The organism is Brevundimonas bullata, assembly GCF_003350205.1.
GTDB classification, from domain to species: domain Bacteria; phylum Pseudomonadota; class Alphaproteobacteria; order Caulobacterales; family Caulobacteraceae; genus Brevundimonas; species Brevundimonas bullata.
Map to the genome: position 1 here is coordinate 47,625 of NZ_QLLC01000014.1, position 21,010 is coordinate 68,634.

Here is a 21,010-nt window from a genome sequence, read left to right on the forward strand (position 1 = left end):
TCGTTTCACACATCGCCGGCCCCTTCCCAAGACCTGATCCAGAGACATCCCTTGTCCATCGCCAGCATCATCAACCTCATCGGCGACACGCCGCTCATCCGCCTGAATCGCCTGTCGGACGCCACCGGCTGCGAGATCTTAGGCAAGGCGGAGTTCCTGAACCCCGGCCAGTCCATCAAGGACCGCGCCGCCCTATCCATCGTGCAAAAGGCCAAGGCCTCGGGCGCGTTGCGGCCCGGCGGGGTCATCGTGGAAGGCACAGCGGGCAATACCGGCATCGGCCTAGCCCTGGTGGGCGCGGCGCTGGGCCACCGCGTGGTCATCGTCATGCCGCGCACCCAGTCCGAAGAGAAGAAGCTGGCCATCCGCGCCCTGGGCGCACGGCTGATCGAGGTGGACGCCGCCCCCTTCTCCAGCCCCAACCACTTCGTCCACTACTCCGAAGAAGTGGCGCGCAAGCTGAACCTGACCGAGCCCCACGGCGCCTTCTGGGCCAATCAGTTCGACAACATCGCCAACCGCGCCGCCCACTATGAAGGCACCGCCGCCGAGATATGGGAACAGACCCAGGGCAAGGTCGACGCTTTCGTCAGCGCCGTCGGCAGCGGCGGCACGCTGGCCGGCGTCGGCGCCTTCCTGCGCGAACACAACCCGGCGGTGAAGATCGCCCTGGCCGACCCGGCGGGCGCCGCGCTGTTCAACTGGTTCACCCAGGGTCAGATGACCGGCGAGGGCAGCTCGATCACCGAGGGCATCGGCGTGGCCCGCATCACCGGCAACCTCGAAGGCTTCACCCCAGACTTCGCCTATCGGATCGAAGACGCTGAATTCCTGCCCATTCTGTTCGATCTGGTGTCGCACGAGGGTCTGTCGCTCGGCGGCTCCTCAGGGGTCAATCTGGCGAGCGCCGTGCGGCTGGCGCGCGACCTGGGACCGGGCAAGACCATCGTCACCGTCCTGTGCGATCCCGGCACGCGCTACGCCTCGCGCCTGTTCAACGCGGAGTTCCTGCGCAGCAAGGGGCTGCCGACCCCGCACTGGGTCAAGGATGATGTGCGCGTGTCGGCGTGATGGGGGGCTTGACCATGGACCGTCGCGGCCTTCTGCTCGGCGCCGGAGGCTTGGCCCTCAGCGGCTGCGCCCAGCCCAAGGGCGCCCAGGCCGCCCTGCTCAACGTCTCCTATGACCCGACGCGTGAGTTCTACCGCGCCTATAACGAAGCCTTCCTCGCCCGTTGGCGCGACGACGGCGGCGCGTCCTTTGCGGTTGAACAGTCTCACGGCGGCTCCGGCAAGCAGGCCCGCGCCGTCATCGACGGCCTGCCGGGCGACGTCGTCACCCTGGCCCTGGCCTCCGACATCGACGAGATCGCCGCGCGCGGCCTGATCGCCGCCGACTGGCAGACCCGTCTGCCGAACAACGCCTCGCCCTACACCTCGACCATCGTCTTCCTGGTGCGCAAGGGGAACCCCAAGGCCATTCACGACTGGCCCGATCTGCTCAAACCCGGCGTCGAAGTCATAACCCCCAATCCCAAGACCTCCGGCGGCGCACGCTGGAACTATCTGGCGGCCTGGGCCGACGCCCTGCGGCGTCCGGGCGGGACGGAGCCATCGGCGCAAGCCTTCGTCACCGAACTGTTCCGCCGCGTGCCGGTGCTCGACACCGGCGCGCGCGGGTCGACTACCACCTTCGTCCAGCGCGGCATCGGCGACGTCCTGCTGACGTGGGAGAACGAAGCCTTCCTCGCCGCCCGTGAACTGGGACCGGACAAGGTCGACATCATCGCCCCGCCCTTCTCCATCCTGGCCGAACCGCCGGTGGCCGTGGTTGACAGCGTCTTGGACCGCAAGGGCACGCGCGACCGCGCCCAAGCCTACCTGAGCCAACTCTACGACGAACCGGCTCAGGTTCTGGCCGCCCAACACTTCTATCGCCCGCGCAACCCGGTCGTGGCTGCCCGCTTCGCTGACCGGTTCCCTCAGATCCGCATGGTCGCCATCTCCGACTTCGGCGGCTGGAGCGCGGCTCAGAAGCGCCACTTCGCCGACGGCGGCGTCTTCGACCATATCCATCAACCCGGCCAACGACCGTGACCCGACAGGCCGGTCGACGTGCCTGGAGAACCCCCAGCCCCCTTCCCGGCTTCTCCCTCTCGCTGGGATTTACGGTCGCCTATCTGTCGCTCTTCGTCCTCATCCCCCTGACCGCCCTGGCGATCCGGCCTTGGGAGAACGGTTTCGACAACGTCATCGCCGCCGTCGCCTCGCCGCGTGCCCAGGCGGCCCTGAGGCTCAGCTTCATCGCCGCCGCCGTCGCCGCCGCCGTCAATGCGATCATGGGCGGGCTGCTGGCCTGGGTGCTGACCCGCTACGACTTCCCCGGCAAGCGGCTGGCCGATGCGGTGATCGACCTGCCCTTCGCCCTGCCGACGGCGGTGGCCGGCATCGCCCTGACCGCCCTCTACGCCCAGAACGGACCCATCGGCGGCCTGCTGGCGCCGCTGGGCGTCAAGATCGCCTACACCCCGGTTGGGGTGGTCGTGGCCATGATCTTCGTCGGCCTGCCCTTCGTCGTCCGCTCCATCCAGCCCGTACTTCAGGACCTGGATCAGGAGGTCGAGGCCGCGGCCGAGACCCTGGGCGCCTCGCCGTTTCAGCGCGCCACGCGCGTCATCCTGCCCGCCGTCCTGCCCGCCCTGCTGTCCGGCGTCGGTCTCGCCTTCGCGCGCGGGGTCGGAGAATACGGCTCGGTCATCTTCATCGCCGGCAACATGCCGCTGCGGTCAGAGATCGCGCCCCTGCTGATCGTCACCCAGCTGGAGCAGTTCGACTATGCCGGGGCCGCGACCATTGGCATGGCCATGCTGATCCTGTCCTTTCTCATCCTGCTCGGCTTCAACGGTCTGCAAGGCCTGATCGCGAGGCGGGGCGCATGACGGCCGAAACCCTGCGGCTCTCAGCGGCTCGCCCCCGCAACCTCAGCCTCGGTCGCGGCCTGCTCATCGGTCTGGCCCTGCTGTGGCTGACGCTCATCGTGTTGGCCCCGCTCAGCGTCATTCTGGTCGAAGCCCTGCGAAAAGGCCTGGGCGCCGCCGTCGCCAGTCTGTCCCAGCCCGACGTCTGGGCCGCCGCCCGCCTGACCCTGCTGACCACGGCCATCGCCACACCGTTGAACGCCGTCTTCGGCCTGGCCGCCGCCTGGTGCGTCACCCGGTTCGACTTTATCGGCAAGACCCTGCTGATGGCGCTGATCGACTTGCCGCTCTCAGTGTCTCCGGTCATTTCCGGCCTGGTCTGGGTCCTGCTGTTCGGCGCCTCGGGCTGGTTCGCGCCCTGGCTGAACGCCGCCGGTCTCCAGATCATGTTCACCCCGGTCGCCATTGTCCTGGCGACGATCCTTGTGACCCTGCCCTATGTCGCGCGCGAACTGATCCCCCTGATGCAGCAACAAGGTTCGGACGAGGAACTGGCCGCCTTGACGCTCGGCGCCCGCCCCTCCGCCATCTTCCTCTTCATCACCCTGCCGAACGTGCGCTGGGCCCTGCTTTACGGCGTGCTGCTGGCTAACGCGCGCGCCATGGGCGAGTTCGGGGCCGTCTCGGTCGTGTCCGGGCACATTCGCGGCCTGACCAACACCCTGCCGCTGCACGTCGAGATTCTCTACAACGAGTATGACTTCGTCGGCGCCTTCGCGACCGCCGCGCTGCTGGCGGTTCTGGCGCTCCTGACCCTGGTTCTGAAGTCCTTCCTCGAGCACCGCCACGCCGACGACCTCGCCGCGAGGGGGCGGCGCTGACATGACCCTCGACATTCAGTCCATCACCCGCGCCTATGACGGCCTGCCCGCCCTGGACAACGTCAGCCTGACCGTCCGAGACGGCGAGTTCCTGGCCCTGCTCGGCCCTTCCGGCTCGGGCAAGACCACGCTTCTACGCATCATGGCCGGGCTGGACCGCCCCTCCGCCGGACAGGTCCGGTTCAACGGCGAGGACTTCCTGGCCCTCAGCCCGCGCGAGCGCCGCGTCGGCATGGTGTTCCAAAGCTACGCCCTGTTCCGCCACATGACGGTGGCCGACAACATCGCCTTCGGCCTGAAGGTCCGCCCGCGCGGATCACGCCCAGCTCGCGCCGAAATCGCCGAGCGCGTCCACGACCTGCTGCGGCTGATCCAGTTGGAAGGTTACGACGCCCGCTACCCCAGCCAGCTTTCCGGCGGCCAGCGCCAGCGCGTGGCCCTGGCCCGCGCCCTGGCCATCGAACCGCGCCTGCTGCTGCTGGACGAGCCCTTTGGCGCCCTGGACGCCCGCGTCCGCCGCGACCTGCGTCGCTGGCTGCGTCAGGTCCATGAGCAGACCGGCGTGACGACCGTCCTCGTCACCCACGATCAGGAAGAGGCGCTGGAGCTGGCGGACCGCGTCGTCATCCTGCGTCAGGGCAAGGTCGAGCAGGTCGACACGCCCCAGGCCCTCTACGACCGCCCCGCCTCGGCCTTCGTCCACGACTTCCTCGGCGAAGGCCTCCAGCTTCAGGCCACGGTGGCGCGCGGCGAGGTCATGTCCAGCGACTGGCGCGCCCCCTCCGACGCCCCCACCGGCGACGCCTTCCTCTGCATCCGCCCCGAAGATCTGGAGGCGAGCGACACGGGCCTGTTCGGCGTGGTCATATCCAGCCTGCGACGCGGTGACAGGGCGCGCGTCGCCGTGTCCCTGCATGGCCGCAGACTGGAGCTGGACCGCGCCGTCGGCGACCCGCTCACAATCCTCGCTCCCGGAGAGCCGGTCCGCCTTCACCCCCGCCGTTTTCACGTCCTCGCCGAGCGCGGAGACACCCTGACGAAAAGCGCATGAGCGGACCGCCTGTCGCCGTCATCGGCGCGGGTTTCAGCTGCCTGCTGAGCGTTAGCGATCAATCGTCCTCAGTTTTTTGACAGGTCAGCCGAGGCCCGTTCCAGAACGGCTGCGGGCGTTTCGCCGTCCAGCATCTCGGCCACGCCGACGTCAAACTCGACCACGAAGGGCGAGCGATCCTTGCCGGCGTCGAAGGCGGTGCAGGCGATGACCGCCGAAATTCGTTCGGCCGCCAGACGCGCCGCCCTTGCCCCCGTCGCCGGCAGCACTAGGGCGAACAGCTCAGGCCCGAGACGCGCCGCCGTGTCCTCGACCCGCACCAGGCGTGACACCATGGCGCCAATCTGCGGCATCGCGCGGTCAAGCCAGCCTCCGCTACGGGCCTGAGCCACCGGCTCGCGCTCAGCCACCCTCAGGACGCATACAGACAGGGCGCGATTGCGCGACCGGGCGCCCTCGGCCACTCGGCCCAGGTGCGCCGCGAACAGGTCCCGAGTGAACAGTCCCGTGGCGCTGTCCATCAGGTCCGAGCCGCGCACGGAATCGAGCGCGCGTCGGATCGCCTGACGGCGACGATGATTGCGCGCAAGGGCTAGAACCCGTTCTGCGGTCTCGTCTTCCGGCGTCTCGGCGGCGGCGACGTCGGCAAAGCCACGACGGAAGAGATCTTCCAGTTCGACCTCGGCCGCGCCGCGCAAATAAAGGACCAGCGGGATATGATAGAGGCGGGTGTTCCGCTTCATCCCCGACGCGATCGACAAGGCCGGGGCGTGATCCTGACCGCCCCACAGAACAGCAGCGTCAAACGCCCGCTCGTGCAGATAGTCAAAGGCGGTATAGGGCGTCGGCGCAGCGACGACCTCGGCGCCGGCGGCCGACAGGGCGTTGGACATGGCCAGGAAGCGACGGTCAGCCGCCCCGGCGGTCAGGATCTGCAGCGGCGTTTCGCCCAGATCCGGCGCCGTCAACGTCACCCCGTGGGCGGCGAAGGTGGCCTGCCTCAGTCGGAATTCTTCTTCTGCGATGCCCGCCCGGATCAGCTGCTCCAGCCGCAGGGCGGCCTGCGACGGATGCGGCGGCGACGACATCATCAGGTCCACATCGCCGCCCTCGGCCGCGCTGCTTCCAATCATGAGGATGGGCAGATAGCGTGGCGCGGCGGCCTTGCGCAGGCGCGCGACAATGTCCTGGCCCTCCAGTCCGCGCGCATCCACGACAGCCGCGTCGACCGTCATGTCCTTCAACACCTGTTCGGCAGCGTTCAGGGATCGCCCCGTCAGGGTGGTCCAGCCCAGATGATCCAACCCCTCGCAAAGGGGACCGATCAGGACGTCATCAACAGCGACGACCAATAGACGCGGATCGGAATCCAAACACTTCTCTCCCATGGCCTGGACGGCTCGCCCCCGACGCCGATGCTCCAGGCCGGGACCATGATACTGATCACGTCGCCGATCTAGCAATGGGGGCCGCAAGAGACAGCGGTGCAAAACCATCGCTGTCTTCGGTGGGTTTCCCCATAGGGCAAATGAGGTTAATCGGTCGCTTTGACGATGATCGAGGCGAAAGCTTGAATCAGCCCACCTCCCTATTGGCCCAGCCCCTGTTCTGGGGTCGCCTGGCGGTGCGCGCCTTCGCTCGCAGCTGGGGGCGTGACGTCATGCTCTATACCGGCGGCGTGTCCTTTTTCGCCCTGCTGGCGCTATTCCCCGCCATCGCCATCCTGATCGGCTTCTACAAGGCGGTCCTGTCGATCGGTCAGGTCAGCGAGCAGGCGACCGCATTGGCCGATGTTCTGCCGCACGCCGCACGCGCCATCTTCATCAATGAAATCGAGCGCCTGGCCCATACCTCGGCGCGCACCGTCTCGGCGCAGAGCGCCCTGGCCCTGGTGATCGGCGGCTACGCCGCACACCGTGGTTTCAAGGCCTTGCTGGCCGGACTTAATCTGATCCACGACGAAACCGAACCCCACGGCTTCTTCAAGTTCAATCTTCTAGCCGTCTTCGTCGCCCTGTTCGCCTTCGCCCTGTTCACCGTCGTGTCGGGCGCGGTCGTCACCTCCCGGCTTTTGGAACACACGCAGGATTCCCGAATCCTCGCCTGGCTGACCCTGCCGCTGGATGGGCTGTGGCCGTCGCTGGGTCTATGGCTGGGGCTGACCATGCTCTATCGCTACGCCATGTCCCACAAGACGCGCGTGGCCTGGACGCCGGCCCTGCTGGGCGGACTGATGGCGACGGTGATGTCATCGGTCTTCTCGTGGCTCTGCGCCATCTATGTCGAGCAGATCGCCCAGCTCGGGGCCACCTACGGCTCGGTCGGCGCGGTCGTGGTGCTGCTGATCTGGCTGTCGTGGAACGTCAACGCCATCTTCTATGGCGGCGCCTTCGCCACGGAACTGGAAATCGCCTGGAAGCCCGAAGCGCCGGAGATTGAAATCAGCGCTTCAGTCGTCAATCTGTCGGAGCGGCGCCAGTCTCGACAGTGATGCGCAGGACGCCGTCCTGCTCCTCCACCTCGCAGACCGTCCCGCCCAGGTCGCCCATCAGATAAGGCACGTCGATCCGCGCCATCGGATCGGTCGCCAACAGGATCAGACGCGCGCCCGGTCTTAGCCCTTCCATCGCCTTGCGCAGACGCAGGCTGGGCACCGGACAGCGATGGCCCCGTGCATCAACCACAACCGCCTCGCTCACGCCGAAACCGCCTCCAGCAGAAGGGCCAGGGCGACGCGGACGCTTTCCAGCCGCACCGCCTCGCGCCCGATATCGCCGAACCGACGCTCGACATAAACGACCGCGCCGCCGGGGCCGGCAGCGGCGAAATGCACCAGGCCCGCCGGCTTTTCCTCTGAACCGCCGCCGGGACCCGCGACCCCGGTGATGGAAACGGCCGCCGAGGCGCGCGACCGCTCGACCGCGCCCGAAGCCATCGCCCTGGCCACAGGTTCCGACACCGCGCCGAATCGCGCCAGCAGATCCTCCGAGACGCCCAGCATCTCGCCCTTGGCCTCATTGCTGTAGGTGACGAATCCCCGATCAAGCACCGCCGACGATCCCGCAATGGCCGTCAGGGCGCTGGACACCAGGCCGCCAGTGCAGCTTTCAGCCGTGGCGACCATGACGCCGGCCTTGAGCGCGGCCTGGATGACGGCTGTGGCTGAGGCTTCGATATCTTGCGGGAACATCGCTATGCGCTCCGTCTACGAGTCGGTCTAAAACTGCTGGCTAGGGGGCGGGTCAGACGACCACGCCGATACCAGCGGATCGCGAATGACCGATTCCACCATGACGACGGCCGTTCGCAAGGCCGATGCGATAACACCCGCCTTGTTCGCCGTCGCCATTTTCACGTCGGCGTCGCTGGTTTTTATCGTCCAGCCCATGGTGACAAAGCTGGTCCTGCCCATGCTCGGCGGCTCGCCGTCGGTGTGGAACACCTCGATGGTCTTCTTCCAGACGGCGCTGCTGGTCGGCTACGGCTACGCCCACCTGCTACAGCGGGTCCGGTCGTTGAGATGGCAAGCAGCCATTCACCTGGGCCTGTTGCTGGCCGCCTCATCCTTCCTGCCCTTGCAGATCAGCGGCCTGTTGGGCGAGCCTGATCCCACGGCTCCAACGGCCTGGCTGTTGGCGACGCTGGCCCTGTCTGTCGGGGCGCCCTTCGCCGTCTTGTCGGCCACCGCCCCCCTGCTTCAGGCCTGGTACGCACGGGTGCGTGCTGGTCATGCGGACGGCCAGAACCCCTATGTTCTCTACGCCGCTTCCAACCTCGGCAGCTTCCTGGCCCTGCTCGCCTACCCGGCCCTGATCGAACCCTTGATGTCCCTGTCAGGCCAGCGGACGACCTGGACCGGCGGATACGCTCTGTTCGTCCTGCTGGTGGTCGGCTTGGCCGTGGCGGTCTGGCGTCGGCGGGTTCAGGATGCGCCCGAGCCCGCCCCTCTGGCCATCAGCGCCCCGATCCCGTGGCGCGAGAAGGGCATTCTGGTCCTGCTGGCCGCGGCGCCGTCCAGCCTGATGCTGGGCGTCACCGCCCATCTCTCGACCGACGTGGCCTCAGCCCCCTTCCTGTGGGTCGCGCCGCTGGCCCTCTATCTGCTGACCTTCGTCATCGCCTTCCAGGCCAGACCGTGGATCAGCCTGCCGACCACGCTGGTGCTTCAGGCGGCGCTCGGCGCCATCGTCGTCAGCCTTGTGGGCATGACGACGGGCCAGTGGCTGTTTCTGCTGTTGGGACACCTCGCAGCCTTCTTTCTGACGGCCCTGATGTGTCATCAGCGACTGGCCGCGCGACGGCCGGCCCCGGATCGTTTGACCGAGTTCTATCTTCTGCTGTCGCTGGGCGGCGTCCTCGGCGGGGCCTTCAACGCCCTGATCGCGCCGGTCATTTTCAACGGCGTCTGGGAATATCCGCTGGTCATGGTTCTGGTCGGACTGGCCCGGCCTTGGGGCGAAGGCGCCTTGTCTCGTCGCGATGTGGTCATCCTGCTCATCGGCGTCGGCGTCGCCATCGCGCCGCCCGTCATTCTGGAGTTCATGCGGTACAACCCCGACTTCCGCGCCCTGCTCAGCGACCAGGCCCGGCTTCAGGTGGTGCAGTTCATTCTGGGCGGGGCGGCGATCTGCGCCTTCCTGGTGCGGGACCGGGCCGTCCTGTTCACCATCATCATCGGGGTCATCACCCTGTCGGCGCACCATGTCGGACGCGGGTATGACTGGAACCTGACCGAGCGCAGCTTCTTCGGCGTCATGCGGGTCGCCGTCACGCGCGACGACGGCATGGGCGGAGACGTTCATGTCCTGATGCACGGCACCACCCTGCACGGCGCCCAGGCGCGCGCGCCCGGCTTCGCCTGCATGCCGACCATGTACTATGCGACCGCCACCCCGCTGGGGCAGGCCGCACAACGCATCCAGGCCCGGACGCCCGCCGCCAGGATCGGCGTCGTGGGTCAGGGCTCCGGCGCCATGGCGGCCTATAAACGCGCCGAGGACGAACTGACCTTTTTCGAGATCGACCCCATGGTGGACCGCGTGTCGCGCGACCCGTCCTGGTTCACCTATATCTCGCATTGCGCCGATGGCCCGATCCGCACCGTTCTGGGCGACGCCCGCCTGACCATGGCGAAGGAAGCGCCCGGCACCTATGACCTGCTGATCATCGACGCCTTCTCGTCGGACGCCGTACCGACGCATCTGCTGACGGTCGAAGCCATTCAGGGTTATCTGAACCTGCTGAAGCCCGACGGCGTGGTCGTTCTGCACCTGTCCAACCGCAACCTCGAAATCGCCATGCCGGCGGTCGCCGCCGCCCGGCAACTGGGCGCGGCGGACCTGCATCAGATCTATGTCGAACAGCCCAACGCACCCGAGATGTCAGAGGCCTCGACCGAGGCCCTGGCCATCTCGCCCACGCCCGAAGGCCTGGCGGACTTCAAGAGCGACGGACGTTGGCGCAAGCTGGGCCCGACCGAGGTGCGCCCCTGGACCGACGACTACGTCAATCTGTTCGGCGCCCTGATCAGGCAGATGAAGGGACGCGGCTAGGACAGCGTCATCCCGGAAGCGGCGCAGCCGCTATCCGGGACCGCAAGAGACGCGGCGTTCAGACCATCGATCCAAACCATCGCGTCCTGGGCGGTCCCGGCTCTTCGGCCGGGATGACGTCTTCTGCTGGTTAAGCCGCCCCCGCGACCCGCGCCAGATCGGCGGTGATCCGCTCGGCCACCTTCAGACGGTCTCCGGGTGTCGGCCATTCGCCCTTCACCACGATCTTCTGATCGGGCCTCAGCTTCCAGAAGGCCTGGTTCTTCTGAATCAGGCCGACCAGTCCCATCGGATTGGGGAAGCTGTTGTTGCGCAGGGTCAGCACCGCGCCCTTAGGCCCGATATCGATGCGTTCGATGCTGGCCGTGCGACAGTTGGCCTTGATGCCCACGATCCGTAGAAGCTGCTGCGCCTCGTCCGGCAGCGGACCGAACCTGTCGATCAGTTCAGCCGCCAGGGCTTCGCGATCCTCGCTGCGTTCGGCGTCCGACAGACGGCGATACAGGCTGAGGCGAACGTTCAGGTCTGGCACGTAAGCTTCTGGAATCAGGACCGCCGCGCCGACATTGATCGACGGCGACCAGCCACGGTCAGCCACTTCCTCGCCCTGCTCGCGCAGTTCGGCGACGGCGTCTTCCAGCATCTGCTGATACAGCTCGACCCCGACCTCGCGGATATGGCCCGATTGCTCGTCGCCCAGCAGGTTGCCGCCGCCGCGCTGATCCAGATCGTGACTGGCCAACTGGAAGCCGGCGCCCAGATTATCCAGCGATTGCAGCACCTGCAGACGCTTCTCCGCCGACAAGCTCAGCGGCCGTTTGGGGTCCGTCGTCAGATAGGCGAAGGCCCGCGCCTTGGACCGTCCGATGCGGCCCCTGATCTGGTGCAACTGGGCCAGGCCGAACATATCGGCGCGATGGACGATCAGGGTGTTGGCCGTCGGAATGTCGATGCCGCTCTCGACAATGGTGGTCGAGACCAGGACGTCATAGCTGCCGTCGTAGAAGGCGCTCATCACGTCTTCCAACTGGGTCGGTGTCATCTGGCCGTGACCGACGACGAACTTCACCTCGGGCACCTGCTCGCGCAGGAACTTCTCGATTTCCGGCAGTTCCTTCAGACGCGGCGCGACATAGAAGGCCTGCCCCCCCCGATACTTCTCGCGCAGCAGGGCCTCGCGCACCAGCACCGGGTCCCACGGCGTGACATAGGTCCGCACCGCCAGACGGTCGACCGGCGGCGTGGCGATGATCGACATCTCGCGGATGCCCGACAGCGCCATCTGCAAGGTGCGCGGAATGGGCGTGGCCGTCAGGGTCAGCAGGTGAACATCAGCCCGCAGCGACTTCAGCTTCTCCTTGTGCTTGACGCCGAAGTGCTGCTCCTCGTCGACGATCACCAGGCCCAGATCGCGGAAACCGACCTGTTCGGCCAGCACGGCGTGGGTGCCGACGACGATCTCGAACGTGCCGTCCTTCAGCCCCGCACGCGTCTCGTTTGCGTCCTTGGCCGTGACCATGCGCGACAGGTGCCGCACCGTGATCGGCCAGCCGGCGAAGCGCTCGCTGAAGGTCTTGAAGTGCTGACGCGCCAGGAGGGTCGTCGGACAGACGACCGCAACCTGCTGACCTGTCATGGCCACGACAAAGGCGGCGCGCAGCGCCACTTCCGTCTTGCCGAAGCCGACGTCGCCGCAGATCAGGCGATCCATCGGCGTGCCCTTGCCCAGGTCCTCCAGCACGTCGCCGATGGCGTTCAACTGGTCGTCCGTCTCCTCATAGGGGAAGCGGGCGCAGAACTCGTCGAACAGGCCGGAGGGCGGCACGATGGCGTCGGACACGCGCATGGCGCGCTTGGCGGCCAGGGCGATCAGGCCCTCGGCCATGGCGCGCAGACGCTCCTTGGCCTTGGCCTTGCGGCCCTGCCACCCCGCCCCGCCCAGACGGTCCAGCTGAACCCCGTCGGCGTCCGTGCCGTAGCGAGTCAGAAGATCAATGTTTTCAACCGGCAAATAGAGTTTGCTGTCACCGGCGTAGAGCAGTTCCAGGCAATCGTGCGGCGCCTCTTGAATCTCCAGCGTCTTCAGGCCCTCATAGCGCCCGATGCCGTGATCCAGGTGGACCACCAGATCGCCCGCCGTCAGGGCCGAGGCCTCGGCCAGGAAGTTGGAGGCCCGCCGCTTGCGCCGGGGCCGCGCCAGACGGTCGCCCAGGATGTCCGTCTCGGAAATGACCGCCACGTCTTCGGTGACAAAGCCATGCTCGACCGGCAGGACGGCGCGCAGATAGATGTCCTTGGGCGAGGCCAGAACATCGGCCCAGTCGCGCACCGGCAGGACGTGTTCCAGGCCGTGATCCGACAGCATGGCCGCCAGACGCTCGGACGAGCCCTCGCTCCACGAGGCGAACAGGACCCGCTTGCCGTCGGCCTTCAGCCGCTCGGCGTGCTGGGCCACGGCGGCGAACAGGTTGACGCTGTCCTGAGTGCGCTCAGCGGCAAAGCTGTGGCCCAGACGCCCGCCGGCGTCCTCGCCGCCCCGCATCGCATCGGCGGCCAGCGGCGACAGGCGGCGCACGGCGCGACCGGCCAGGGCGCTGTTCCACTCGACTTCGTCCAGATAGAGGCTCTGCGGCGCGGGTGCGCGATAGGCCGCGCCGCCCTTGCCCTTGGCCGCTTCCTTGCGCGCCTCATAGGCATCGGTCGTCAGGCTCCAGCGCTCGGCGCGGGCCTGCTCGACCTGACTGTCGAGGAAGACCGGCGCCGTGTCGGGCAGGAAGTCGAACAGGGTGTCGAGCCGGTCGTAGAAGAGCGGCAGCCAGTGCTCCAGACCCTGACGACGCGCGCCCTCGCTGACCGCAGCGTACATGGGCTCGTCGCCCGCCGCGCCGAACAGGTTCAGATAGGCGGTGCGGAAGCGCGAGATCGACTCGGCGTCCAGCAGAATTTCTGACACCGGCAGGAGGGCGACCTGCTTCAACTGCCGGGTCGAGCGCTGGGTCTCGGGATCAAAGGCGCGGATGGATTCCAGCTCGGCCCCGAACAGGTCCAGACGCACCGGCTCCTCGAAGCCCGGCGGGAAGACGTCGATGACGCCGCCCCGAATGGCGTATTCGCCGCGTTCCGACACGGTCGAGGCGCGGACATAGCCGTTGGCCGAGACATAGCGTTCCAGCGCCGCCGTATCCAGGTCACGGCCCACCCGGGCCTCGAACCCGGCCCCGGTGACGGCGTGTCGCGGCGGCGTCCGCTGGGTCACGGCGGCGATGGTAGCGACAACCAGCAGCGGTCTGACGTCCGACGGATCGCGCTGGGCCAGACGGGTCAGGGTCGCCATCCGCTGCGCCGCAACCGAAGCGGTCGGGCTCAGACGGTCGTAAGGCAGACAGTCCCAGGCCGGGTATTCAAGAACTTCAACATCCTTGGCGAAGAAACTCAGCGCCTGAGTGAAATTTCCCGAACGCTGATAATCCCGCGCCACCAGCAGGCCCACGCCGCCCTGCGCCTTCAGCCGCTCGGCGACGACCAGCGCATCCAGCCCCTCGGGCGCGCCGCCCAGTTCGACGTCACGCCGCGCCATCGCCTCACTCATCAACCGATACCCTTGGCCACTTCCGCCGCAACGTGTTCACGCATGAAGGTCCGGATGCGCGCCAGCATCGGCCCGTCGAACTCGGGCGGAGTCGGCTCCTTCTCGATGATCCAGGCGTAGAGGTACTGATCCTCTTCATCCAGCAGGGTCTCGAGCTGATCCAGCTCCTCGTCGCTCAGCGTCGGTCCGACCTGATCGGTGAAGGGGCCCAGCACCATGTCGGCTTCGCGGAAGCCGCGTCGCCAGGCGCGATACGAAATCCGGCCCAGGCGTTGGTGCTTCAGAGTGTCCTCTGGACGTGCGTCAATTTCGGCCACGCGTTTCCTTGCCCGGTCCGTTCATGTGAAGAGTTGGATCAGATAGCGTTCCCGTTCCGTTTTCGCCAGCTATGCTGAGGCTAATGCGGCCCGAGATTCTCTTTCCCCTGTTTGCCGACGTCTCCACCCTGAAGGGCGTGGGGCCTCGAAGCGCGCCTCTGGTGCATAAACTGGCGGGCCCGCTGGTGCGCGACGTGCTGTTCCTGTCGCCGTCCGGGATTATCCAGCGCCGCCGCACGACCGCCGCCGCCGCCGTTGAGGGCGAGATCGGCGTCTTCGACGTCCTGATCGACCGGCTGATCCCCCCGCACAAGATCGGCGCGCCGCTGAAGATGCGGGCCTCGGACGACACCGGCTTTGTTCACCTGATCTGGTTCGCCGGCTCGCCGCGCCATATCGAGAGCCTGGCCCCGCGCGGCGAGCGGCGGCTGGTCACAGGCAAGGTCGAGCGCTTCAACAACGAGGTGCAGATCGCCCACCCCGACTACATCCTGCCGCTGGACAAGGCGGACGAGATCCCCCTGTCCGAACCCGTCTATCCGGCGACCCAAGGCCTGACCTCGCGCGTGGTGAGAAAGCTGGCGCAGGGCGCGCTGGCCGCTGTTCCAGAGCTGGCCGAGTGGCAGGACGCCGCCTGGCTGTCGGCCCGACGCTGGCCCGGCTGGCGCGCGGCGCTGGAGAGCCTGCACGCACCCACGTCCGAAATGGACCTGACACCTGAGGCCCCCGCGCGTCAGCGTCTGGCCTATGACGAGTTGTTCGCCCACCAACTGGCCCTGGCGCGCCGTCGCCGCGCGCGTCAGGTGACGCCGGCCGCACGAATCACGGCGGGCGAGGCCTCGCGGCGGATGCTGGCCGCCCTGCCCTTCACCCTGACCGGCGCCCAGGCCCGCGCCATCGAGGAAATCCGCGCCGACCTGGCCTCCGGCGAGCAGATGGGCCGGCTGCTGCAAGGCGACGTGGGTTCGGGCAAGACCGCCGTCGCGGCCCTGGCCTTGGCCGACGCCGCCTCCAGCGGCTTCCAGTCTGCCCTGATGGCCCCGACTGAAATCCTGTCGCGTCAGCACTATCAGCGGCTCGCCCCCATGCTGGCAGACGCCGGGATCACGACCATTCTGCTGACCGGCCGCGACACGCAAGCCGAGCGGCGCAAACGGCTGGCGGCCCTGGCTTCGGGCGAGGCCCAGGTCGCCATCGGCACCCACGCCCTCTTCCAGGACGCGGTGCAATTCAAACGCCTGGCCCTGGCCGTCATCGACGAGCAGCACCGCTTCGGCGTCAACGAGCGCCAGCGACTTCAGGCCAAGGGCGACCCGAGCCTCGGCGGCGTCCACCTGTTGACCATGTCGGCCACCCCCATCCCGCGCACGCTGGAACTGACCCAGTACGGCGAACTGGAAGTCAGCCGGCTGATGGAAAAGCCGCCGGGCCGCACCCCCGTCGCCACCGCCGTCGTTCCCCTGGTCCGCATCGGCGAGGTGGCCAAACGGCTGAAGGCGGCCATCGACAGCGGCGCGCAGGCCTACTGGATCTGCCCTCTGGTGGCCGAGTCCGAAGCCATCGACCTGGCCGCTGCCGAAGAACGCGCCGCCGACCTGCGCCGCATCCTTCAGGTCGAAGTCGGCCTGGCCCACGGCCAGATGCCGGGCGCCGAGCGCGAGGCGGTGATGGCCGAGTTCGCCGAAGGCCGCATCCCGCTTCTGGTCGCCACAACGGTCGTCGAGGTCGGCGTGGACGTGCCCAACGCCTCCATCATGGTCATCGAACACGCCGACCGTTTCGGCCTGGCCCAGCTTCACCAGCTGCGTGGCCGCGTCGGACGCGGGGCCAAGTCCAGCGCCTGCATCCTCCTGTACGGCGGACAGGACGGCGCCCTGGGCGAGACGGCGCGCGAACGTTTGGAGACCTTGCGCCGCACCGAAGACGGCTTCGAGATCGCAGAGGAAGACTTCCGTCTGCGCGGCGGCGGCGACCCTCTAGGCCTGAAGCAGAGCGGCTTCCCCGCCTATCGCTTCGCCGATCCGATCAAGCACCGCTCGCTGATGCTGGCGGCGTCCGACGACGCCCGCCTGATCCTGGGCCGCGACCCCGACCTGACCAGTCCGCGCGGCGAGGCCGTGCGGGTGCTGGAATCCCTGTTCGACTGGCGCAACGACCGCCCCGGCGTGGACTAGCCGACAGCCCCGTTCATCTTTTCCCAGATGCTGACGCGATCCAGAACATCGGCCTCGATATCAGCGTAGAACAGGTTGAAGGGCGGGATCTTGCGCCTGTCGGCCCATGACCCCCGCAGGCGGAAGGATTCCGAGTTCAGCGGGGATCGCCACAGGATTCCGTCACGACACTCCGCCGCTACGATCCGTCCCTGAAAGGCCGGGCGGGCGCCCCATTCCAGATTGGTCGCATTGGTGGCGCCGCGGCTGTCGCGCATGGCCGATGCAGGTCGTTTTGCGGACCCCGTGACCGGGTTGACGCAAGCCGTCGCCGCGCCTTCCGTGCTGATCAAGGCCCCGCGTTCATCCCAGACCAGGGCGCGGCGCAACACGCGCTTGGCCTCGCTCTCATCGCCCTCTTCGACCGATCTCCAAGCCAGGGCGCAACCGATCTCATCACGGCTCTGGCACAGCGGAACCTCGCCAAAGCGAGCCTCCGGCAGGACGCCTTCCATAAGATATGCCGCTACAAGCCGTTGCTTCAGAACAGAATCATGCGCCACACGATCGTGCAGCAGTCGATCCACAAGATCCGCCCCCTGCTCCGCCCCGACCAGGACCATCGGCCCCGTGGGGTGGGCTTGCAACCAGGCGCTGAAGGCGGCGTCAACGTCCCGATAGGCGAAGGCCCGGGCCTCGCGTGCGTCTTCGCGCAGGGTCAGTCGTGTATAGAGGCTGGCCTGACGATAGCGCGGCGCGCTGACGTCGCCGGCGCGCGCGAACGGCCCCGCATAGTTGGGCAGGACCCCGCGTCGAAGGTCGTCGGCGGCCTTGCGGTCATCGATGGGGCCGTTCCAGTGCTGGCCGCCTTCATAGGTCGTCGAATGGACGAAGAAGACGTGGGCCGCGCCCGCCCCCGGCGCACGGGCGTCACGCAGCACCCAGGCCGCCGCCTGGTCATAGTTGGGCGCAGGCGGCGGCTCATAGGTCTGGAACGGCACCTGGGGGTCCAGGCCCGCCTTCAGGATGTCGCCGCGCCAGACGGCCACGGCGGCGACCAGGATGAAGACCAGCGCAAAACCCGTGATGCCGACCCATTGGCGCAAGGTCAGACGGGGCTTCTTCATCGATAGGGGTCCGACTGCGACAGGAAGCCCTGAACATAGCGACGCACGCCTTCTTCCAGCGGCGTCGACTGGCCGTTGAAGCCGACCGCGCGGATGCGGTCCATGCTGGCCTCAGTGAAGTACTGATACCGATCGCGGATCGCCTCGGGCATGTCCACATAGGCGATGGAGGCTTCCTTGCCTGCCGCCGCGAAGGTGGCGCGCGCCAGGTCGGCGAAGGACCGCGCCTGGCCCGATCCGGCGTTGAACACACCCGACACGTCCGGCGTCTGCAGCAGCCAGTCGATGATGTTCACCACGTCATCGACATAGACGAAGTCGCGCAGCTGCCCCCCGTCGGGATAGTTGGGGTTGTGCGACTTAAACAGGCTGACCGTCTCGCCCGCCTGAATCTTGGGCCAGATCTGGGCCACGACCGACTTCATGCCACCCTTGTGGCCCTCGTTCGGCCCATAGACGTTGAAGAACTTCAGCCCCGCCCACTGACGCGGCGCCTGTCCGCGATCCGCCTGACGCACGGCGTACTGATCGAACAGGTATTTCGAATAACCATAGGCATTTAGCGGACGAAGCGCATTCAGGCTCTCAGGATCATCGCGGTCCTCAAATCCGGTCTCGCCATCGCCATAGGTCGCCGCCGACGAGGCGTAGATCATCCGCACGTCGCGAAGCGCACACCAGTCCCAGATGTCACGCGACAGGCTGAAATTGGTGCGCAGGATCAGGTCCGCGTCCGGCTCCGTCGTCGAGGAGATGGCGCCCATATGCACCACGGCCTCGATGCGCTCGGCGTGGCGTTCCAGTTGCTCGAACAGCTCTTCCGGCGCCCACAGGTCGGCGATCGGGTGCTTGGCGATATTCTTCCACTTGGCGAGGTCGGCCGTTTCCAGTCGGTCGCAGACGACCACGTCGCAGGCGCCCGCTTCGCACAGGCGCGCCACGATGTTGGAGCCGATGAAGCCCGCGCCTCCGGTCACAACGATCATACGCGGGATCATTGGGCGTCTCCGGTCATCTTCTCAATCGTCCTGGTCGTGGAATAGCCGTCGGCGAAATCAGCCAGGCGAACCACGCCGCCCCAGCTCTCGACCTCGGTCGCGCCGACCACCTTGTCCTTGGTATAGTCCGCACCCTTGATCAGGACGTCGGGCCGCAGCCGCTCGATCAGGGCCATCGGCGTAGGATCGTCAAAGGCCGTCACCCGATCCACGCTGGCCAGACCGCCGATCACGGCCGCGCGGCTGTCCAGATCATTGACCGGCCGCCCCTCGCCCTTCAGACGGCGCACGGAAGCGTCGGTGTTCAACGCCACCACAAGCCGGTCGCACCAGCCGCGCGCCTGGGCCAGATAGGCCACGTGGCCGCGGTGCAGGATGTCGAAACAACCGTTGGTGAAGCCGACCTTCAGGCCCTGACGCTTCCACGCCTCGACCTGATCCGACAGTTCGTCCAGCGGCGTGACCTTGGCCTGGGCCAGGGCCGCGTGCTGGCTCATCTCGGCCTCGATCAGTTCGGCGGGCGTGACGACCGCCGTACCGCTCTTGCCCACCACCACGCCCGAGGCCAGGATGGCGAACTGCACCGCCGTGTCCAGCGACGCGCCTGCGCCCAGCGCCAGACCCAAGGCCGCCAGCGAGGTGTCGCCGGCGCCGGATACGTCATAGACCTCGCGCGCGCGACCAGGGAAATGCACCACGCCGCCGTCGCGACGGGCCAGGGTCATGCCCTTGCCCGCCCGCGTGACGACGACCGCCTTGGCCGTGGTCGCCGCCAGCAAGGCCGCCAGCGCCACTTCCACCTCTGCGTCCGTCTCGACCGGCAGGCCGGTCGCCCCGGCCAGCTCACTGGCGTTGGGCTTGATCAGATCGACCGCGCCATAACGGGCGAAGTCGCGCCCCTTGGGGTCCACGATCACCGGCGCGCCGTATTCCCGACCGGCCCACAGCGCCGCCGCGATCAGGGCGTCGTCCACCACGCCCTTGGCGTAGTCAGACAGCAGGATGGCCTTGGCGTCCTTGAACACCGCCTTCTCGCCATAGCCGCCGGCTGCGGGCTGCTCGTCGTCCAGCCGCAGCAGTTGCTGACCGGCTGCGACAAAGCGCGTCTTGACGATGGTGGCCGCGCCCTCGGGGCGGACCAGGGCGTCCTCGACCCGGTCCTCGACGGCGATGAGATCGGACAGCTCGGCGCCCGCCGCATCCTGACCGACGACAGCGCCCAGTCGGGCCTGCCCGCCCAGAGCCGCGACGTTGCGGGCCACATTGCCCACGCCGCCGGGCATGGCCACGGTGCGGCGCGCGCGCAGGACAGGGATCGGCGCCTCGGGCGAGATGCGGCTGACCTCGCCATAGACATAGCGGTCCAGCATCAGGTCGCCCACGCAGGCGACCTTCAGCTCATGCACCTGCGCCAGCAGACCTTGCAGCGCGCCCAAATCCAGTGATCGTTCAGCCATGACGCCGAACTACCGGATTCACGCCCGGTTCGCCATCGGCGCCTTGGCGCCGACCTTGATGGCCAGGTCGTCGAAAGCGATCAGTTCAGCGGCCAGGGCCTCGAACTGGTCCAACGGCACCATGTTGGGGCCGTCCGACGGGGCGTTGTCGGGGTCCTCGTGCGTCTCCAGGAAGACGGCGTCCACGCCCACGGCCACGGCGGCGCGCGCCAGAATCGGCACGAACTCGCGCTGACCGCCCGAGGACGTGCCCTGCCCGCCCGGCTGCTGCACGCTGTGCGTCGCGTCGAAGACGACGGGACAGCCGATCTCGCGCATGATCGGCAGCGACCGCATGTCGCTGACCAAGGTATTGTAGCCGAAGCTGGCGCCGCGCTCGCAGGCCATGACGTTGGGGTTGCCCGCGCCGACCACCTTGGCGATGACGTTCTTCATGTCCCAGGGGGCCAGGAACTGCCCCTTCTTGATGTTGATCGCCTTGCCGGTGGCGGCGGCGGCCAGCAGCAGGTCGGTCTGGCGCGACAGGAAGGCCGGGATCTGCAGCACGTCCACGGCCTCGGCCACGCCTTCGCACTGAGCCTCGGAGTGAACGTCGGTCAGGGTCGGCAGGCCGGTGACTTCGCGGATTTCAGCAAAGATCGGCAGGGCGTCCTTCAGGCCAATGCCGCGCGCGGCGGTGGCGCTCGTGCGGTTGGCCTTGTCGAAACTGGTTTTGTAGATGATGCCGACGTCCAGACGGTCGCCGATCTCCTTCAACCGATGCGCCGTCTCCAGCGCGTGCTGGCGGCTTTCCATCTGGCAGGGGCCGGCGATGAAGACGATGCGGCGACCGCCGCCGATCACGACGGGCTTCTTCAGGCCAGCGGACAGTTCGATGACGGCGTTGGGACGGTTCACGGCGGCGCTTTCGGCTGTTTGAATCGATAAAGTCGCGGTTTGTGGCGCAACTTTGCGTCCGACAGGTGGCG

Annotated in this window: 17 protein-coding genes; 8 read left to right on the forward strand and 9 right to left on the reverse strand. The window is 67.5% G+C overall.

From position 1 onward, the window contains the following. Positions 1 to 51 precede the first annotated feature (51 nt). Genes DXK21_RS08605 through DXK21_RS08625 form a run of 5 tightly spaced genes read left to right on the forward strand, consistent with a single transcriptional unit; the run spans position 52 to position 4,849 of the window. Positions 52 to 1,071 carry a cysteine synthase A gene (locus DXK21_RS08605; RefSeq protein WP_114817376.1) on the forward strand — a complete coding sequence of 340 codons (1,020 nt, stop codon included), beginning with the start codon at positions 52 to 54 and terminating at the stop codon, positions 1,069 to 1,071. A 14-nt stretch (positions 1,072 to 1,085) separates the two neighbouring features. Next, entirely contained in the window at positions 1,086 to 2,096 is a 1,011-nt protein-coding gene (locus DXK21_RS08610; protein ID WP_114817420.1) for a sulfate ABC transporter substrate-binding protein, read from the forward strand. Beyond that, positions 2,093 to 2,938 carry a sulfate ABC transporter permease subunit CysT gene (gene cysT, locus DXK21_RS08615; protein ID WP_114817377.1) on the forward strand — a complete coding sequence of 282 codons (846 nt, stop codon included), beginning with the start codon at positions 2,093 to 2,095 and terminating at the stop codon, positions 2,936 to 2,938. Before DXK21_RS08610 ends, cysT begins: the two co-directional genes overlap by 4 nt. Next, positions 2,935 to 3,798 carry a sulfate ABC transporter permease subunit CysW gene (cysW, locus tag DXK21_RS08620; RefSeq protein ID WP_114817378.1) on the forward strand — a complete coding sequence of 288 codons (864 nt, stop codon included), beginning with the start codon at positions 2,935 to 2,937 and terminating at the stop codon, positions 3,796 to 3,798. Before cysT ends, cysW begins: the two co-directional genes overlap by 4 nt. Before the next feature lies 1 nt (position 3,799). Continuing rightward, positions 3,800 to 4,849, forward strand: coding sequence for a sulfate/molybdate ABC transporter ATP-binding protein (locus tag DXK21_RS08625; RefSeq protein WP_114817379.1), 1,050 nt, complete (start codon positions 3,800 to 3,802; stop codon positions 4,847 to 4,849). 68 nt (positions 4,850 to 4,917) lie between these two features. Here DXK21_RS08625 and DXK21_RS08630 read toward each other — a convergent pair whose 3' ends face one another. After that, positions 4,918 to 6,222, reverse strand: coding sequence for a diguanylate cyclase domain-containing protein (locus tag DXK21_RS08630; RefSeq protein WP_114817380.1), 1,305 nt, complete (start codon positions 6,220 to 6,222; stop codon positions 4,918 to 4,920). A gap of 197 nt (positions 6,223 to 6,419) precedes the next feature. Here DXK21_RS08630 and DXK21_RS08635 point away from each other — a divergent pair, with 197 nt between their 5' ends. Beyond that, positions 6,420 to 7,340, forward strand: coding sequence for a YihY/virulence factor BrkB family protein (locus DXK21_RS08635; protein WP_245945159.1), 921 nt, complete (start codon positions 6,420 to 6,422; stop codon positions 7,338 to 7,340). Here DXK21_RS08635 and DXK21_RS08640 read toward each other — a convergent pair. Both DXK21_RS08640 and DXK21_RS08645 read right to left on the reverse strand, forming a co-directional pair. Continuing rightward, positions 7,306 to 7,548 carry a sulfurtransferase TusA family protein gene (locus tag DXK21_RS08640; RefSeq protein ID WP_114817382.1) on the reverse strand — a complete coding sequence of 81 codons (243 nt, stop codon included), beginning with the start codon at positions 7,546 to 7,548 and terminating at the stop codon, positions 7,306 to 7,308. The genes DXK21_RS08635 and DXK21_RS08640 overlap by 35 nt on opposite strands. Then, positions 7,545 to 8,039 (reverse strand): CinA family protein, encoded by a 495-nt coding sequence (locus tag DXK21_RS08645; protein WP_211305992.1) that lies wholly within the window; start codon positions 8,037 to 8,039, stop codon positions 7,545 to 7,547. The genes DXK21_RS08640 and DXK21_RS08645 overlap by 4 nt, the downstream gene beginning before the upstream one ends. A gap of 85 nt (positions 8,040 to 8,124) precedes the next feature. On the opposite strand from DXK21_RS08645, the gene DXK21_RS08650 reads away from it, so the two are divergent. Then, positions 8,125 to 10,401 (forward strand): fused MFS/spermidine synthase, encoded by a 2,277-nt coding sequence (locus DXK21_RS08650; protein WP_114817384.1) that lies wholly within the window; start codon positions 8,125 to 8,127, stop codon positions 10,399 to 10,401. A 130-nt stretch (positions 10,402 to 10,531) separates the two neighbouring features. Here the strand turns inward: DXK21_RS08650 and mfd are convergent, their stop codons facing one another. Beyond that, positions 10,532 to 13,978, reverse strand: a complete 3,447-nt coding sequence (gene mfd / locus DXK21_RS08655) for a transcription-repair coupling factor (protein ID WP_245945160.1) — start codon at positions 13,976 to 13,978, stop codon at positions 10,532 to 10,534. A gap of 11 nt (positions 13,979 to 13,989) precedes the next feature. After that, positions 13,990 to 14,307 carry an FAD assembly factor SdhE gene (locus DXK21_RS08660; protein WP_114817386.1) on the reverse strand — a complete coding sequence of 106 codons (318 nt, stop codon included), beginning with the start codon at positions 14,305 to 14,307 and terminating at the stop codon, positions 13,990 to 13,992. Positions 14,308 to 14,390: 83 nt separating this feature from the next. Here DXK21_RS08660 and recG point away from each other — a divergent pair, with 83 nt between their 5' ends. Continuing rightward, positions 14,391 to 16,481 (forward strand): ATP-dependent DNA helicase RecG, encoded by a 2,091-nt coding sequence (gene recG, locus DXK21_RS08665; protein ID WP_114817387.1) that lies wholly within the window; start codon positions 14,391 to 14,393, stop codon positions 16,479 to 16,481. Here recG and DXK21_RS08670 read toward each other — a convergent pair. The 4 genes from DXK21_RS08670 to kdsA are packed head-to-tail and all read right to left on the reverse strand — an operon-like array spanning position 16,478 to position 20,939. After that, positions 16,478 to 17,587: a DUF3089 domain-containing protein gene (locus DXK21_RS08670; protein WP_114817388.1), complete on the reverse strand. Its 1,110-nt coding sequence runs from the start codon at positions 17,585 to 17,587 to the stop codon at positions 16,478 to 16,480. The two genes, recG and DXK21_RS08670, sit on opposite strands and share 4 nt — an antisense overlap. Next, on the reverse strand, positions 17,584 to 18,585 hold the full coding sequence (gene rfaD / locus DXK21_RS08675) for an ADP-glyceromanno-heptose 6-epimerase (RefSeq protein ID WP_245945161.1): 1,002 nt from the start codon (positions 18,583 to 18,585) through the stop codon (positions 17,584 to 17,586). Before rfaD ends, DXK21_RS08670 begins: the two co-directional genes overlap by 4 nt. Continuing rightward, positions 18,582 to 20,042: a D-glycero-beta-D-manno-heptose 1-phosphate adenylyltransferase gene (gene rfaE2, locus DXK21_RS08680; RefSeq protein WP_114817389.1), complete on the reverse strand. Its 1,461-nt coding sequence runs from the start codon at positions 20,040 to 20,042 to the stop codon at positions 18,582 to 18,584. Before rfaE2 ends, rfaD begins: the two co-directional genes overlap by 4 nt. An 18-nt stretch (positions 20,043 to 20,060) precedes the next feature. Further along, a complete protein-coding gene (kdsA, locus tag DXK21_RS08685; protein WP_211305993.1) occupies positions 20,061 to 20,939 on the reverse strand; it encodes a 3-deoxy-8-phosphooctulonate synthase in 879 nt (292 codons plus the stop codon). Positions 20,940 to 21,010: the final 71 nt, after the last annotated feature.